The organism is Leclercia sp. M50 (genome assembly GCF_037150775.1).
Lineage (GTDB): Bacteria > Pseudomonadota > Gammaproteobacteria > Enterobacterales > Enterobacteriaceae > Enterobacter.
In genome coordinates, this window is the sequence record NZ_JBBCPK010000002.1 from 49942 (window position 1) to 66570 (window position 16629).

At 45.4% G+C, this 16629-nt stretch carries 13 protein-coding genes; all 13 read left to right on the top strand.

The window, feature by feature from the left end:
• Positions 1 to 360 precede the first annotated feature (360 nt).
• The 13 genes from WFM46_RS00705 (at position 361) to WFM46_RS00765 (ending at position 16623) form a co-directional block, all read left to right on the top strand.
• A complete protein-coding gene (locus WFM46_RS00705; RefSeq protein WP_336996896.1) occupies positions 361 to 4239 on the top strand; it encodes a two-partner secretion domain-containing protein in 3879 nt (1292 codons plus the stop codon).
• A 62-nt stretch (positions 4240 to 4301) separates the two neighbouring features.
• A complete protein-coding gene (locus WFM46_RS00710; protein ID WP_336996897.1) occupies positions 4302 to 5921 on the top strand; it encodes a ShlB/FhaC/HecB family hemolysin secretion/activation protein in 1620 nt (539 codons plus the stop codon).
• Positions 5922 to 5939: 18 nt separating this feature from the next.
• On the top strand, positions 5940 to 6308 hold the full coding sequence (gene acpS / locus WFM46_RS00715) for a holo-ACP synthase (protein ID WP_336996898.1): 369 nt from the start codon (positions 5940 to 5942) through the stop codon (positions 6306 to 6308).
• Between the two features lie 14 nt (positions 6309 to 6322).
• The gene (locus tag WFM46_RS00720) at positions 6323 to 7084 is read left to right on the top strand and encodes an SDR family oxidoreductase (RefSeq protein WP_180209649.1); all 762 of its coding nucleotides are present in this window, start codon (positions 6323 to 6325) and stop codon (positions 7082 to 7084) included.
• Between the two features lie 3 nt (positions 7085 to 7087).
• Positions 7088 to 7636 carry a beta-hydroxyacyl-ACP dehydratase gene (locus WFM46_RS00725; protein ID WP_180209622.1) on the top strand — a complete coding sequence of 183 codons (549 nt, stop codon included), beginning with the start codon at positions 7088 to 7090 and terminating at the stop codon, positions 7634 to 7636.
• 20 nt (positions 7637 to 7656) lie between these two features.
• Positions 7657 to 7938 (top strand): phosphopantetheine-binding protein, encoded by a 282-nt coding sequence (locus WFM46_RS00730; protein ID WP_180209621.1) that lies wholly within the window; start codon positions 7657 to 7659, stop codon positions 7936 to 7938.
• Between the two features lie 28 nt (positions 7939 to 7966).
• Positions 7967 to 9130, top strand: coding sequence for an aminomethyltransferase family protein (locus tag WFM46_RS00735; RefSeq protein WP_336996899.1), 1164 nt, complete (start codon positions 7967 to 7969; stop codon positions 9128 to 9130).
• 96 nt (positions 9131 to 9226) lie between these two features.
• The gene (locus WFM46_RS00740) at positions 9227 to 11785 is read left to right on the top strand and encodes a beta-ketoacyl-[acyl-carrier-protein] synthase family protein (RefSeq protein ID WP_336996900.1); all 2559 of its coding nucleotides are present in this window, start codon (positions 9227 to 9229) and stop codon (positions 11783 to 11785) included.
• A gap of 4 nt (positions 11786 to 11789) precedes the next feature.
• The gene (locus WFM46_RS00745; protein ID WP_336996901.1) at positions 11790 to 13001 is read left to right on the top strand and encodes a beta-ketoacyl synthase; all 1212 of its coding nucleotides are present in this window, start codon (positions 11790 to 11792) and stop codon (positions 12999 to 13001) included.
• A 14-nt stretch (positions 13002 to 13015) separates the two neighbouring features.
• Positions 13016 to 13966, top strand: a complete 951-nt coding sequence (locus tag WFM46_RS00750) for an ATP-binding protein (RefSeq protein WP_180209618.1) — start codon at positions 13016 to 13018, stop codon at positions 13964 to 13966.
• 10 nt (positions 13967 to 13976) lie between these two features.
• Positions 13977 to 14684: an ABC transporter ATP-binding protein gene (locus WFM46_RS00755; protein WP_336996902.1), complete on the top strand. Its 708-nt coding sequence runs from the start codon at positions 13977 to 13979 to the stop codon at positions 14682 to 14684.
• The gene (locus WFM46_RS00760; protein WP_336996903.1) at positions 14668 to 15312 is read left to right on the top strand and encodes a hypothetical protein; all 645 of its coding nucleotides are present in this window, start codon (positions 14668 to 14670) and stop codon (positions 15310 to 15312) included. The genes WFM46_RS00755 and WFM46_RS00760 overlap by 17 nt, the downstream gene beginning before the upstream one ends.
• Positions 15313 to 16623, top strand: a complete 1311-nt coding sequence (locus WFM46_RS00765; protein WP_180209615.1) for an FtsX-like permease family protein — start codon at positions 15313 to 15315, stop codon at positions 16621 to 16623.
• The last annotated feature ends 6 nt before the right edge of the window (positions 16624 to 16629 follow it).

Genomic DNA, 16629 nt, shown 5'->3' on the forward strand with positions numbered 1-16629 from the left:
GGAATGTATTTCGTGAATGATATTTGCATCAATTATTTTTCCAGGCAGTAAGAGAAATCTATAGTATTGGTAGATTCCTATTTAAACATCAGTAGGTTGTGACGCGAGTCTGCTCCTGTTAATTTTGGCGGTGGTCTTACTTGATCCCATATCTGAAAGACCACAACAGTATTCAATAACGTTTAATGTCACTTTAAACGGGAACTGTCGCTGAGCAGGCTCGCCGGGTGGCTCTGGTTTAATTGTTGATTCTGATGCGGTGTACTTTTTTGGGTTCTTGGTCAGGTTTATTCAGATTAGGAAAAAAGAGGCTCAATTCAGATAACAAGACCAGAAAGTTTTTAAAAAGGGAACAAAAGCATGATTTCTTTGGATGAGAAATTTCAACAACGAGTGAGTATTAAGCTAGCTCCGCTAACGATTGCGATGATTTTAGCCTTACCTGCAGTCGCACATTCAGCAGATTTATCCATGAAAAATGGCAAAATCTACAACGCCAACGGCGTACCGGTTGTGGACATTAATAAGGCAAACAGCAGCGGTTTATCACATAACGTTTGGGACAATCTGAACGTTGATAAAAAAGGGCTCATTTTCAATAACAGCGCTTCAGCCACCAGTACGCTATTAGGCGGTGATATCCAGGGAAACAGCAATCTGAGTGGGGGCACTGCTAAGGTCATTCTCAACGAAGTTACCTCAAAAAACATGACAACCATCAATGGCATGATGGAAGTTGCCGGTGATAAAGCGGGTTTAATCATTGCGAACCCGAATGGCATCACGGTGAGCGGTGGGGGTAGCATTAACACCAGTAAATTGACGCTGACTACCGGTAAGCCAGATATTCAAAATGATGAATTGAATGGCTTTAGCGTCAATGGCGGCACCATTACTTTGGGCAAACTGCATAATGCCAGCCCAACAGAGATCCTTTCACGTAGCGTTGTTATCAATGACAAAGTTTCTGCCGATGAACTTAACGTGGTAGCGGGGAATAACTACGTAAACGCTGCTGGCGAGGTCACCGGGAAAGTAACCGCAACGGGTACGCGTAACGGTAATGGTATTGATGTCGCTAAATTAGGCGGGATGTATGCCAATAAAATCAATCTGGTCAGCACCGAAAGCGGGGTAGGTGTCCGTAACCTGGGCGTGATTGTCGGGGGGGAGAAAGGCATCACTATCGATGCTAATGGCCAGCTGCTGAATAATAACGCGCAGATTAAGTCTGAAGGTGCCGTTAATTTAACGACGAACGGCTCGCTGGATAACACGACAGGCACAATTGCTTCTAACAAAACGATCTCGATCAATACCAATAAGAACAACATCATCAATACCCGAGCGGGGAAAATCTCCACTTTAGCTGACGTTTATGTGAACAGCGGCGCCATCGATAACACGAACGGCAAGATTGCTGCTGGCGGACTGTTAGCTGTTGATACCAATAACAATACCCTGACTAATGCCGGTAAAGGAAACACTGTAGGTATTGAGGCCGGAATTGTCGTGCTAAAGACCGGAACGCTGAATAACAGCAATGGTCAGATTCGTGGTGAATACATGGATCTGGATTCTGCATATCTCAACAACAATAATGGGATATTAGAAACTAACGGCGACATCATCATTAACAGCCTTGGTAATATCGATAACAACAAAGGACTGATCCGTTCTGCAAGCGGCCGTATTGATATCACCGCGGCCAATGCTATCAATAATAAAACAACCAAAACCGCGGACACGAACAGTGCTGATACATTAGGCATTGCTTCTGAAACGGGGGTTAAGATTGTCGCGAAAACAATCAATAACAATGGTGGACAGATTGCATCCAATGGCGATGTCTCGTTGGAAAGTAGCGGCCTGATTGACAACGAGGCAGGCAAGGTGATGTCCAACACCAAAACGTTAGTGAAAGGTAACGCTGTTCGCAATGACAACGGCGGTATCAGCGGCAAGCAGGGTACAGATGTCACCGTAGAGGGGAATCTGACAAACTACATCGGCGTCTTGAGTTCTGAAGAAGGCGATGTGGTGCTTAAGGCGAATAACGTCAATAACCACGGTGGTTTTATTACCGGGCAAAATATCCTCATCGATACTCAGGGTGAGTTGAACAACAATACTGCACTTATTGTTGCCAATAAAAAACTGACGGTGAATGCAGGTTCGAACATTGATAACCGTAATAGTAATAATTTTGGCAACTATTTTGGACTCTATTTTGGTATGCCGCAGCAGAATGGTGGCATGATTGGTAAGGAAGGCATCAATCTTTCCGCAACCAATATCTATAATAACTATAGTCGCATTGTTTCTGAAAAAGGTTCGGTTGATCTGCTAACAAGAAACAATTTTTATAACAACAATGCACAATTTGTAAGCGGTGGAGATGCTGTTATAAAAGTGGGTAATACGTTTAATAATAATTATGCGACTACCTACAGCGCTGGCAATCTTAGCATCAATACAAATAATTTAACTATTAGTAGTAACGGTAATTTCCTCGATAACAATGCAACCGGTATAATCGCTTCAGACAAAGATCTGCTCTTGAACGTTGATAGCAATCTTAACAACACCGGCTGGATCAGTGGTAAGGGAAATGTCACTCTTAACATTCTTAAAGGTGAAATCAGTAACCGTAATACGATCGCGGCCGATAAATCTCTGACCATAACTTCCTTAAATGGTATTGAGAATTACAAAGATATTTCCGCTGGTGATACGTTGACCCTTGATTCTAAACGTTCTATTGTGAACAACAATAACAGTAATATTGTTGGTCATGATATCGTTATGAAAGCGAGCAATGATATCACTAACCGTAATAGTATTGTCAGCGATTCTGACATGACGATAACAGCCAAAGGTAATTTGAATAATTATCTCAACCTGGTTGGTTACGGTGACGTTACGATTACTGCTAATAGTGTTAATAATAATAACTCTATCATTGATGCTAAGGGTGACTTAAGTATTAACACAACAGGCAAAATTGGTAATGCCAGAGGGACGTTACGTTCTCAGACAGGAAATATGTCTCTTGTTTCTGCTAACAATAATATTGATAACTATTATGGCAATATTATTTCGGGCGGCAAGATTACGATTGCAGGAAATAATCTTAACAATGATAACGGCCTGATCGGCAGCAATGGAGATATCACCATTTCTCTTGAAGGCTCGTTTGATAACAGTAAAGGATCGGTCACCAGTAACTGGGGGGATATCGTTCTGAATGCCAATAGCGTTGATAACAATAATGGCTTCATCGCGGGTAAGAATGTCTCTGTCGATTCCAAATCAGTAATTAACAATAATAATGCATTGATTGCAGCTGATAAAGTTCTTACTGTTAATGCCAACGGTAACGTTGATAACAGAAATGGTAATAACTTTAATCGCACGCATGGTGCATACTTCGGACTGACCGATAGTATTGGCGGGATGAGTGGTAAGGAAGGTGTTACTCTTACTGCTCAGAACGTTTACAACAACAATAGTAACTTGATCGCTGAGAAAGGTCCTCTGACATTAAACTCCAGAGGTGTCTTTGATAATAGCTATGCGCAGGTAATCAGTGGTGCTGAAAGCAATATCAATGCGGCTGGCGTTTTCTACAATAATTATGCAACGGTATACAGTGCGGGCGATCTTGATATCAAAGCTGCCAAACTGGAAAATCTGAGTAATGGAAGCATGGAAAGCAATAACGCAACAGGTGTTATTGCCTCAGATAAAAATCTGAACCTTACCATTGATAACAGCTTGACTAACCCTGGCTGGATTAGCGGTAAAGGTGATGTCACTCTAACTGTTCTGAACGGGGTATTTTATAACTGGAATACGCTTTCTGCTGACAAAGCGCTGACAATTAATGCCCAGAATGGTATTGAAAATTATAAAGACATTGTTGCAGGATCGACTTTAACCGTGGATACCGAGAAGTATATTACAAATACTAAAAACAGTAATATGCTTGGTAAATATATTGTTATGAATGCAGTAAACAATATTGTCAACTACGGGAACATTGTAAGCGATTATTCTTTAATCGCAAAAACAGCAGGGGATATCTATAACTATCTCAATATGCTGAGCTACGGTGTCGCTAAAGTTACTGCGAAAAATGTAGTTAACAGCGATAAAGATGCGGTCTTAGGTGGTTTTTATGGTTTCGAACTGGAGTCAGAAAAGACAACTAACACCGGTACCCTTGTAGGAATGTAAATCATAAACAAGGCAGCGGCATTGTTTAATGCTGCTGCCTTCAATTTGTACCGAGTAAATCAATGGAATTGAGATTTAAAATCTTTTGTGCAATCACTTTGTTGTTCTTTCATATATCAGCAAAGGCAAGTGTTGATGCATTGATAATTCAGCAAAAAAATGCAGATAACAATACTTATCATGAGCAAAAGATTGATAAGAAGGATGTTTACTCTAACGCTAAACTCAAAACGTTTGAACTGGATGATATTCCAGTCGAAAATAATTGCTTTATCATAAAAAAACTTATTCTGGATAACAATTTTCTAAAGAGAACGGTGGAAAATAGTATCAAGAAGAGGGTAATCGGGCGCTGTGTGGGGCCGACTGGAATTAATAAAATAGCTACGGCTTTGCAGGATTATTATATTGATGCAGGTTATATTACTACCCGTATCGATATTCCTTCACAAAATATTTCATCTGGTGAGTTGAAACTTACTGTTGATGCTGGTCGTATCGACAAGATTATTATTGAGGGAAATGATATCTTGCCCTGGATATTGCCATTCAAGAAAGGCGATATCCTGAATATCCGTGATATTGAACAGGGACTGGAAAATCTTCAGCAGGTACCTGGCGTCAACGTTAAAATCGATATCGAACCGGGATCGAGGAACGGCTTTAGTAATGTTTTGATTAACACTCACCGCGCTAAAAAATGGAGTGTAAAAGCAATTTACGATAACTGGGGGGATGAAGCAACAGGGCGTTACCGCGCCTCGGTTATTGGTTATCTTTTCAATGCATTGAAATCCAGCGATCTTTTTTATCTGGCTGGTACCAAGAGTACCACTGGTCAATATGAAAACATAAGCACTTACTACTCATTACCTGTAAATTACTGGAATTATTATTTTTACTACAGTAAGAGTAAGTCAAAGCAAAACATTCCGCTCGCATGGGCAACACTGGACTATGTGGGCGACAGCGAATACTGGAGTGCAAAGGCAGCGCGAACAATTTATCGCGACAGCAGCCGAAAACTGACGGGCAACGCGGAATTTATACGCAGGAACTATAATTATAAGATCGCAGGTGAAGAGCTGGCGTTACAGAAACGTAATATGGGTAACGTCAAGTTCGGCATCAACTATAAACAGCAGCTTGCAGATGGTAATTTAGGCGCAACGCTGTCATGGCAGCGTTTCCTGACATGGTTCGGCGGGGAAAAAACACCAGACATGGTTTATGGCGACGTGAGTTCCGTTAGCCAACTTTATAATTTTGAAGGGAACTACACGAAGCTTTTTAATAATAGTATTTATAGTATGAATTTTTTCTCCCAGTACACCCCGGATGAGTTGACGTTGCAGGATCAATTAACGATAGGCGATCGCTGGAGCGTTCGTGGTTTTGAAAATAGTGTAGGTCTCACCGGTAACAACGGTTTCTTTGTTCAAAATACGCTGTATCGCTCTTTAGGATTTCTGCCTGCAAACTATTATGTTGGCGTCGATTTAGCACAAATAAAAGAGGACAACTATTACGGTGATGAATTCATCGTCGGTAGTGCGATAGGTCTTCAGGGAAGTCTTAAAAGCCTTGAGTATGACGTTTCAGTTTCGACACCGTTGAAATATCCCGGCGAGCTGAGTGTCGATAAAGCAAATATTAATTTCAATTTTTCTTATCAGATATAGTTAAGGATTAGCGGTATCATGCGTATCGGTACGGATATTGTAGAAGTTACGCGTATTAGCCGGGCGATTGGTCACGGTGACAGTGGCTTTCTTACGCGCGTTTATACTGAACAAGAAATAATTAAAATTAATATGGCCGACCCCAATTATGAGCGGGCTTCTGGATTTTGGGCGGCGAAAGAAGCCGCAGTAAAGGCACTCGGATATGGTTTTCGCGATGGCATTAGATTTCATGATATTGAAATCATTCATGATGACTATGGCTGTCCACAGTTTATTTTTACGGGAAGAATGAAAGAGATGCTCGATGAAAAAGGACTCACTCAATCGTCCCTCAGCATCTCACATTGTCGGACCCATGCCATAGCGGCAGTGGTTCTTTATTAACTTAATGGTTCTCACTGACTATGTACAAGTTTAATGATCTTAACGAAAAAGCGGTTCTTGTAACTGGAGCCAGTGGCGATATCGGTCTTGCGATCTGTGCCAAATTCCTTGACCAGAACTGCTGTGTCTATGCGTTATATAATTCAAATCCGGTACAGTTGATGGAGTTGAAAGAGACCCATCCGGCAGGAAATAACATGCATGTTTTACAATGCAATTTAGCCGACCCGGAAAGCGTTACTGCGTTATGCCATCACCTCTCTGACGTTGCCGGTAAGATCGATGTACTGGTCAATAACGCCGGTATTGTCAAAGATGCCCTCTTTGCTTCGATGAGTTTTGAAGATTTTAGCCAGGTTGTGGAAACGAATCTGTTCAGTATTTTCCGCCTGACCAAAGAGGCGATGAGTCTGCTCCGTTCCTCTGAAAGCCCAGCGGTTGTCAATGTGTCGTCGATTGCGGCCATTGTCCCGAGCGTCGGCCAGATTAATTACAGTGCCTCAAAAGCTGCAATCCTTGGCTTCACCCGAACCCTGGCTGCGGAAGTCGCTCATTTCGGTGTACGTGTAAATGCGGTGGCTCCAGGGATGATCGAATCCAAAATGGTTAAAAAAGTTTCGCGCACCGTGGTGCGTGGTGTCACCCAATCCATTCCTTTACGCCGTCTGGGTAAATGCGAAGAGGTTGCCAATACCATTGTCTGGTTAAGCTCTTCTGCTTCAAGTTATATCGTTGGCCAGACTATCGTCATCGATGGCGGCCTGGTTATGCGGTGATTTATGTCTAAATACAGTATTCCTTCAAAGATTTTCCTTGAGATGGGGGGCTGGCGTCAGCCCCTGATGATGGTCGACAGAATTGATGATTTTAAATATGGCGAAAACGGTTATGTAAAAGTCGTCAAACACGTAACGTATAATGATCCATATTTATTGGGGCATTTTCCGGACGATCCGATAATGCCTGGTGTGATTATTTCTGAGATTTTTGGGCAGGCTAGTGAGTATCTCTCGTTCTTTACGGATATCTGCGATATATACGCTGAGCGATATAACGAAGAGCTGAAATCACTGCGGGATATCCATGCACGCATTACCAGCAATGAGATGCTGGACATTATTCGTACCCGTAGAGCTCAGGTTCGGGGGGTTCTTGCCGCGCAAAATCTGAAGTTTAAAGAGATCGCTTACCCTGGCGACTCTATCGAAGTTACAAGTAAATTGGCTTTTTCTGATAGCAATGGTTTCAAGCACTATTCCGTTACGGCCAACGTGGGAAAAAAGCTGATAAGCCATGGAACCATTATTAATTTCCGTGAAATATATTAATCCTAAAAGGGACTTGAATTATGTCTACTATGAATGACGATATTGAACAGCGCAAAGACGTTTTGCTGACGATTAAAACTGAAATCATTCAGCGGCTAAATATTCAACGTGATGAATCACAGATTGATGACGACACTGCGCTGTTTGGCAATGGCCTGAAACTGGACTCTGTGGATGCGACAGAAATCGTTGTGCTGTTAGATAAAGTTTTCGACATTAAGGTGAGCGAAAGTGATGACCCATCTTATATGCGGAGCATTAATAGCCTGGCAACATTTGTTATCCAGAAGAAAAACGCTTAACAGGATTAGCGCTTAAAAGGAATTTTGCATGAAATCTCTTTCTGATATTCACATGAAAAATAACGCCGTTCTGGGCGTTTACAATAATCAATCCGTTCCGTCCGCATATCATGATCCGCTTGTTGAATATAAAGCCGTACGCGAAAATGCGCTGCTGGTTGATTATTCACATATGTCAATAGTCAGCGTAATGGGTGAAGATGCCTGGATGCTGGTGAACAATCTGGTTTCAGCGGATATTTCTATCATTCGCGATGAGCAGGGAATTTACTCACTGGTGCTTAATGAAGATGGCACAGTGCGCGGCGACGTCTATGTGCTTTGCACTTCCGACGGCTATTACATCATGTCGGAAGAGCTCCCGGCAGCGGAGATCATCGCGAGCCTGAATAAGCTTCTTGAAAAGGCGGATGAACTGGATATTCAGGAAACGCCAGAGATCCAGGATATGCGTGATGAGAACTGGGGCGCAATTATGCTCGAGGGACCTTATTCCTGGGAGATGATGTCAGAGATTCACGGCTTCGATATCATCGGTCTGCCTTATTATGAGTATATGAATACCGATGAGGGCTTAATTATTTTCCGTTGCGGAAAGCATGGGGAATTTGCTTACACCCTTATAGGTCAACAAGAACAGCTGGTTGAGCAGTGGTTGAAGCTGCTTGAAATCGGCGAGAAGTATCTGATGCAAACCGGTGGTCTGGATTATCAGAAACTGGTGCGAGTGGAAAACCCAGGCTGGAATGCGGCGTTTTACGCTGAATATGGGCTGAACCCTGTCGAGTTGCAAATGCAATGGGCTGTCCAGTACGACAAAGAGAGTTTCGTCGGTAAAGAGGCAGCAGAAGCGTTATCCCACAGCAGCGTTAAGCACAAGATCATTGCCATGATCGTTGAAGGTGAATGTGCTGGCATTGAGGCTGGCGACACCGTCTTAGCCGAGGGGCAGGTTGTAGGCAAAGTTGTTAAAGCTATCTTCTCTCCGGCGCTGCAATGCTTTATTGCTCTGACGCTTTTGGATTATGACTACGCCTGGTCAGATATTAGCGGTTACGCCATTCAAACACACACCGAAGTCGTCGAGGCAAAAACCAAAAGCATGCCATTTATTTATAACCTGAGCATGCTGGTGAACCCGACCGAGCACAGCTTTGTTGATACCTCAAAAAACAAAAGTGCTTTGAATTAAATAACAGAACCGGCGTACAGAAAAATAAGCGGTTGCCATTGCCCGGTTAGGTATCTGTCCGCTGTCAATTCTCTGTAAATATTGGTAGTAACTTTTATGAAGATAAACAGGAAAAGAGTTGTCATTACCGGGATGGGAATCTTGTCATCCCTGGCTGAAAATATGCAGGATTTCAGAGAGGCTCTTCTGAATAAACGCAATGGCGTCGCGGATAGTGAGCGCTTTGCAAAATGGTTCGAAGGCGCAAGAGCTGCTGAAGTACTGCATGATATCGACTATTCGGAACTCCCCGAAGGGATTGTCGAATCACTCGATAACGCTGCGCTTTGGGCATACAAAGTGGGCAAAGATGCGTTAAATCAGGCTGGCCTGCTTGGAAAGAAAGCCGATCTCAAAGAAACCGGGATGATCGTGGGTGTCTCTTCGGCAGGCACTGAAGCCTTTTTGCCACTCTTTGAGCAGCGAATTGCTGATTTCTCTTTGCGAAAGGCGCTTTTTTCGGGTGGCTTCTCTTCCTGCTGTTCCAGTGTGTCTACGCTGCTCGGCCTGAAGGGCGGCGTGGAACTGGTAGCTACCGCCTGCACCGCCAGCCCTAACGCAATCGGCATGGCATTTGACTATATCCAGAACGGTAAGAGCAAAACGATGCTCGCCCTCGGCACGGAGCCTATTTACCTACCAACCTTTGCTGGTTTCTATGCGCTGAATGTGATGCATCCGGAAACCTGTACGCCATTCTCAGGTCAGTCCGGGATGTCCATTGGCGAAGGGGCTGGGGCCGTTGTGCTGGAAGAGTACGAACATGCCGTTGCCCGTGGCGCCACCATTTATGGTGAAATTCTCTCTTACGCCACCTCCTGCGACGCATTCCACGAAACCGGGCCAGATCCTCGTGCCAGCGGTGCTGTGCAGGTGATGTATAAAGCGATGGAAAATGCCGGCGTCACGCCGGACCAGATTGAGTACGTTAACGCACATGGCACCGGTACCGAAGCGAACGATCGCATCGAAACGATGGCGATGAAAAAGGTCTTTGCCAACAATGAGAAGCTGTTAGTCAGTTCTACAAAATCTTACTTCGGTCATAACATCGGTGCGGCAGGGATTGTTGAACTGATTGCGTGCCTGGCTACGCTGCCAGATAACTGCGTCCTGCCTACGTTGAATTTCTCCAAAGCACGTCCTAACTGCGATCTTGATTACGTACCGAATGAATTTCGCGAGCAGAAAATCAACGTGTTTATGAAGAACAACTATGCCTTCGGCGGCAATAACTGCTGCATGATCCTGAGCATGGAACCTTGTACTGTTCCGGTCACTTCCTACGACAGCAAGCGAGTGGCGATTTCAGGTATAGGAGTTGTCTCGGCGATCGGTCATTCGCTCAACGAAATCCTCGAAGGCGTCTGGCAGCGCCATAGCAAGGTCGAACTGAGCGGCGTTACGTTCCCTGATGATACGCTGGAAGAAGCAAAAGAGCTGCTCAGTGTTCTGGATAACTCCAGTCAGTTTGCCGAACTGTTTGGTGAGGAGTACAGCTTCAGCAGCGCAAAGCTGCCGGAAGAGGAAGGAAACTTTAAAACCTTCCAGGTGACCGGTCTTGAGCCGCGCAAACATCTTCGTCGCTTTGACCCGCGTAAAGCCACGCGTGGCGGCACCTTTGCCCTGATCGCGTTGAACGAAGCGCTGGAGCAGGCGAAGCGGAAAATCAAACGCGATGGCGATCAGCTTGGGATGATCATGGGCATGTCCCGTGGTCCGCAGGAGACAACTTATAAATATCTGCAAAGCCTGAAACCCGATCCACGTAAGGTGCGGACTTCAGAATTCCCGGGCTCACTGATGAACTCGATCCCAACCTTCTGCGGCATCTCTGAAGGCATCAAAGGCTATACGACCACGCTGGCGACCGGTGAGAATGCGGCATTAGGTGCCCTGACCTACGGTTACGAAGTCGTGCGTCAAAATCTGCAACCACAGGTTATTGTCGGTGGCGCGGATGAATATTTCCCTTCTATGTCGCTCTATATGGACGCGGTAACGCAAAAAATCCATATGACTTCTAATGCCAGCGACTATCAAATCTATGGCAAAGAGCCAAAAGGTTATGTGCCTGGCGAAGGGGCGTGCATGCTGGTGCTGGAAGATCCGCAAACGGCTGCAGCGCGTGGCGCTGACGTCCTGGCGGAAGTGGTGGGGTATGGTAAATCCTGCAGCAACAGCTACTTTGATGCCTCAATGCTTGATGAAAAATCAGATGCCATGGCGCTGGCTATTGAACGCGCGCTGGCTGATGCAGGCATCACTGCTGGAGAGATCGATTTGGTCTGTGGCACCAGTAATGGCAATGTCGACAGTGCCCAGGTTGAAATCTCTGCTATTTGCAAAACGCTGATCGAGGCCAACCCGGACGTTCCGGTCGTTAACTACAATGCCTGCTTCGGTTTTGTGCCTTCTGCCGCTGGTTTACTCAATCTCGCCGTTATTATTGACTGCTTTAAGAAACAGTCTGTACCCGCAATTCCTTATACCGGGGAGTTTTTTGATAAGCGAATTAATTTTGTTCGCGAACCTTTACGTCTTGCACTTAAGCACGTCTTACTTGTGGGCGCAACGGAAGGTGGAAACTACTACGCGTTTGTGATTAAAGGATAACACTGTGGATAATGCCGCTATTATTTCAGGTTTCAGCTCTTGTTTGTCTTTTGCTGAAGACAGTACGCAGTTAATTAAACGTCTAAAGCAAGGGGCGCGTGTTGACAGAAAACCCTGGTTTGCATCTGATGAAGAAGCGATTAAATGTGGTTTTAACAGTAACAAATATGTCGGCAGGCTGGAACACTTAAAAGAGCGCGCATTAGAACAGGTTTATACCCTGATTGAAAAAACGCTCGACCAGGCAATGCTGAGTACGCAATGCCTGGCGGGCGACAATGTTCGTGTCTACCTGACCGGCATTGGCCCACGCGTAGACGCCATTCATTTTAATTCTCTTTATAATAAGAGCGACGTTGAAGATATTGTTTTCGTTAAATCGCTGGCGAAGTTGAATGCAGCAAATATGTCGCAGGATATGTTTTCTGGCAACGTTGCACGTAAATACCACTTACGATATTTACCGCCCAATATGAACTGCACCAGTAATTCATCGTTGACGGCGATTCATCTTGGTTGTCAGGCTATTGAGCATGGTGGGGTTGATTTAGTACTGGTGGTTAATTGCTCCCAAATTACCACGCAGGATATCTGGTTTCTTGAAACCCAGTCTATGCTGGACAGCCATCTGGTTCAGCCATTTGGTGAAAACAGTAAAGGCGTACTCTTTTCCGAGGGATTTAGCGCTCTCCTTCTGGAAAGCGCCAGTCATCGTCGGGCCAGAGGCGTGGAGGAGGGCATCCGTCTGCAAACGGCCTATACACAGATTAGCGCGCGCAGAAGCAACGACATTACCTGGCTCAGTACCAGTATGTTTAAAGTTATGCAGAAAGCGATTAAAAATGCTGGTATTAGTCCGCACGACCTGTGTGCCATTATTCCTCATGCTAACGGCTCTTCAATCAGTGATAAAGCGGAAGCAAATGCAATAGGCATGTTTACCGATGGCCATGTTATCCCCGTTCTTGCCTGGAAAGGACAGGTGGGATATACCCCTACGGGTTCAGGGATTGTTGATTTAATTATTGGCCATCATTCACTGACCCATAATGAGCTTATTTCTGCGGTGAGCAACGACACGATTATCGATGTTATGGCACCGTATCTGCTGGTCGATTGCGGTGTCATAAAACATGATAAAAAACACCTTTTAAAAACAGGTGTAGGCGTCGATGGTTCTATTATTAGCGCAGTGATGACGCAGCTCGGTAAATAAAAAGGAAGAGTAAGATGTATTTATCCTCATTTGCGCTTATCGAGCCAGACGACAAGTTTTATTTCTACCAGCCCAGCTGGTTAAATGTCCGGGAAGTCAATCTGTATCATCAGGGATTGCAAAACACCCATGCTGCAGGCTGGGGGTTTAAACGTTTTGGAACCGATCCGGAGATCTATCCCGGAGAGATGATCCGTAATCCAAAATACAGCGATTACATCGAAGCGATTGAGAAGGTCGGCGACAATGCTCTGCAATCCCTCTCGCCTAAAGAACGTGTGAAGCTGTTGAAGTCCCGTACAGCATTTATCTATGCAGATTCCTGGGGCGAGTCTGGCCTGTTTGAGAATACCGACAGCGCTTTGCACATCTCAATGATCGATACGCTGCCAAAGAATCTGGTGAAAAAGTTTGCGATCGGGGAGCCGACCTGCAAAATTCGCGGCGAGAAACAGGCCTTTACCCAGGCAATGCGTGTAGCGCAGGATTATTTGCACTGGGACGTGTTTGATTACGTGGTGATATGTGCCGCGTACCGCTCGGTGTTATCGCTCGTTTTTTCTGACGAAGGTAGCGAACATACGCGCCTGCCAGCCCGCGCAAAGAGTACAGATAACGTCAACTTAACGGTGGAACGTACAGGTTGCTTTATTTTCAGTCAGCATAAAAGCGATATCCGGGTAAGCGGAAATGAATACGTTATGGCCGACAAAATTGAGCGCACAGGCGAAATTGACCATTTCGCTTACGCCGGCCTGCGTAAAGATCTACTGATCCGGTCAGACATACCAAAAACTGACACGCTCGATCTCGTTGATATCTACGGCAACAGCGGTTGTTTGACCCCTGCGCTGAGTTTTGAATATCTGAACCGGCATCCTCTTAAGGCGGGAAAATTACGAACCATCATTCCCGATCGCCTTGCTGGCTACAGCTATTTCGATATTGAATTTTGTAAGGAGTAACGACAGCGCGATGAGTGGAATAATTAAAGAACTCCCGACTATTTCATTAAATAACATTTACAAAAGTTATGGCACCGGCGAGGGAAAGGTGGAAGCGCTGAAAGATATTAATCTTGAGATAGCGAAAGGGGAGTTTCTGGCGCTTTGTGGCCCTTCCGGTAGCGGTAAAAGCACATTATTAAACGTTCTCTCCGGCATTGATAAACCAACTGCCGGAACCGTGATGTTTCTGAAAAAATTGCTGAATACAATGCCAGAGGAGCAACTGTCGGTCATCCGTGGCAAACATCTTGGCTTTATTTTTCAGTTCTTTAATCTGATGCCGGTATTAAATGCGTTCGATAACGTTTTTTTTCCGCTCGTGTTAAATGGTCACTTCACTAAAAAAGAGGCGAAAGAGAGGGCGCTGCATTTTCTTGATAGTGTTGGGCTGGCCAGCTTTATGGATCGCAAACCGGGGCAACTGTCGGGCGGGCAGCAACAGCGCGTGGCGATTGCCAGGGCGTTGGCTCATGAGCCACAGGTTGTTATTGCCGATGAGCCCACCGGGAATCTCGATCTGGCAACGGGCGAGGCGATTCTGGATTTGATGCTGAAAATTAACCAGGAAACCCGTACTACGTTCATTATTTCAACGCACTCAAGCCAGTTAAAAGAGCGCGCAAACAGGGTGGTTGAAATCAAAGATGGAGAGCTGGTTAATGCGTCTGAAGCGTAATTATTTGACTCTGTGCTGGTGCCTGCTCTGTGCAATATTCAGCGGTTCGACGCTGGCTTCCACCGTTCCGACAGTAGAAAAAATTATGCAGAGCGGTTTTCCGGCACATCCTGAGGCGTTGGCAAAAATGAATGATGAGTTATTCGCGGAGTATGTAGCGAATAAAAACGTCACATCACTGATTTTTTACGCTTACGGCATCCTGCGTCTGGCGGAACATTATTCGACTGCCAATGACTTTATCCATGCCTATGAATATGCCAGGACCGGTTTTTTCTATCTCGACGAGGCGGTTGATAGTCATGAGGATAATTTGCTTGTGCGCTACTTACGCGCCCGGGTAGACGCCTATACGGCAGGGAGTGGTCGCTGCGTGGTGACGCTTAAGGATACGGCGATCATGCTGGAACAGCGCCCGGCATTCAATACAGGGCTGATCGAGCATATAAACGCTATGCGCTATCGCGCGCTGAAGGACTGTCAGGAGCCGCAAAAGGCCAACGAGGTTCTGGCGCAGCTCAGGCAGCAAAACCCCGGTGCAGCAGATTTGCTGATTTCTGACACTGCACCGATTTGGGATATGAATGAAGTCACGCAGGTATTAATACCGATGGTAAAAGGGAACTAAATGTCCAGGGAAGTTTTATTCATCAACATCATCGTTGCGCTGATTCTGCTCTTCGTCCTCGGGTGCGTGCTGTTTCGCTTCCGGGATGTGAAGTTTGCATTTTTAAATCTTTTTCGCCACAAGCGTCGCTCTTTTTCGACGATTGCCGCGATTGTGCTGGGCGGCGTGTCGATTTTTCTGTATGGCGGATTCATCGACTATTCATTCTGGATCCTGAAAGAGCAGACGATCCGCACCAACATTGGCCATGTGCAGATCTACAACCAAAATTATTTTGAGACATCGAATAAAAATAAAAGCCTGATTGAAAATTATCCTCAGCTGAAACAGGCCATTCTGGAGACGCCCGAACTGGCCGAAAATATTTCGACCCTCTCCGGCCAGCTGGAGTTTACCGGTGTGATCTCGCAGTACGAGAATGAAACCTCCAGCTATTTTTCCGGGCTGGGTATTGAAGCGTTACCGGCATTAAAACTGGGGTCTTTTGACAAAATTATCTCCGGCAGCGATTTATCGCGTATCCGGGCCGACGAAATTACGCTGGGTAGCGGGTTGGCGAAAACGCTCAATACGAAGTATGACGACTGGCTGGATGCCATGGTGGTGAATACCAGAGGGGGGCAGGGCGCCTTATCACTCAAAGTGAGAGGCATTTTTGCGTCAGGCATTAAAGATTATGATGATGTCGCTATGAAGCTGCCGTTGCCCACCGCCCAGCGTATTATGGGCACAGACGGCGTAAGTAAAGTGTTGATCCTGTTGAAGGATGACGATAGCGCCGCCTTCGCTGCGAAATTGCGCCAGTTTATTGCCAGTCACCAACTTCCCCTGATTGTAAAAGAGTGGAAAGAGGTCTCCCTTTTTTATCAACAGGTAGAGGGGCTGCTGTCCGGTATCTACTTTTTTATTAAGCTCATTGTCGCCCTGATCGTGATTTTTATGATTAGCAACGCGATGACCATGAATATCATTGAGCGTACCCGCGAAATTACCACACTCAGGGCTATCGGTTTAAAACCGCTTCGCGTCACGCGTCTCTTCTTCCTGGAGGGGATCTTCGTGGGTATCACCGGTGCGATTGGGAGTCTGACGCTGGGGCTTATTATTGCCTCGGTTATCAATTTGTATGGTATTGAAATGCCACCTTCACCGGGCCAGACGACGGGATATACCGCATTTATCAAAACCAACAGCCCTTCGCTTATCTGGATCACCCTGGTTTTGCCAATATTAACCGCCACGGGAGCGTCAATCCTTCCGGCTTTGCGCGCATCAAGACTCAATATTTCGGATGCTTTTAAATTTTCGTAAGGATAC

Coding starts and splice junctions, on each gene's coding strand:
- WFM46_RS00750 (WP_180209618.1), top strand. CDS start 13,016: ATGTATTTATCCTCATTTGCGCTTATCGAGCCAGACGACAAGTTTTAT.
- WFM46_RS00765 (WP_180209615.1), top strand. CDS start 15,313: ATGTCCAGGGAAGTTTTATTCATCAACATCATCGTTGCGCTGATTCTG.
- WFM46_RS00740 (WP_336996900.1), top strand. CDS start 9,227: ATGAAGATAAACAGGAAAAGAGTTGTCATTACCGGGATGGGAATCTTG.
- WFM46_RS00730 (WP_180209621.1), top strand. CDS start 7,657: ATGTCTACTATGAATGACGATATTGAACAGCGCAAAGACGTTTTGCTG.
- WFM46_RS00760 (WP_336996903.1), top strand. CDS start 14,668: ATGCGTCTGAAGCGTAATTATTTGACTCTGTGCTGGTGCCTGCTCTGT.
- WFM46_RS00710 (WP_336996897.1), top strand. CDS start 4,302: ATGGAATTGAGATTTAAAATCTTTTGTGCAATCACTTTGTTGTTCTTT.
- WFM46_RS00735 (WP_336996899.1), top strand. CDS start 7,967: ATGAAATCTCTTTCTGATATTCACATGAAAAATAACGCCGTTCTGGGC.
- WFM46_RS00725 (WP_180209622.1), top strand. CDS start 7,088: ATGTCTAAATACAGTATTCCTTCAAAGATTTTCCTTGAGATGGGGGGC.
- acpS (WP_336996898.1), top strand. CDS start 5,940: ATGCGTATCGGTACGGATATTGTAGAAGTTACGCGTATTAGCCGGGCG.
- WFM46_RS00755 (WP_336996902.1), top strand. CDS start 13,977: ATGAGTGGAATAATTAAAGAACTCCCGACTATTTCATTAAATAACATT.
- WFM46_RS00705 (WP_336996896.1), top strand. CDS start 361: ATGATTTCTTTGGATGAGAAATTTCAACAACGAGTGAGTATTAAGCTA.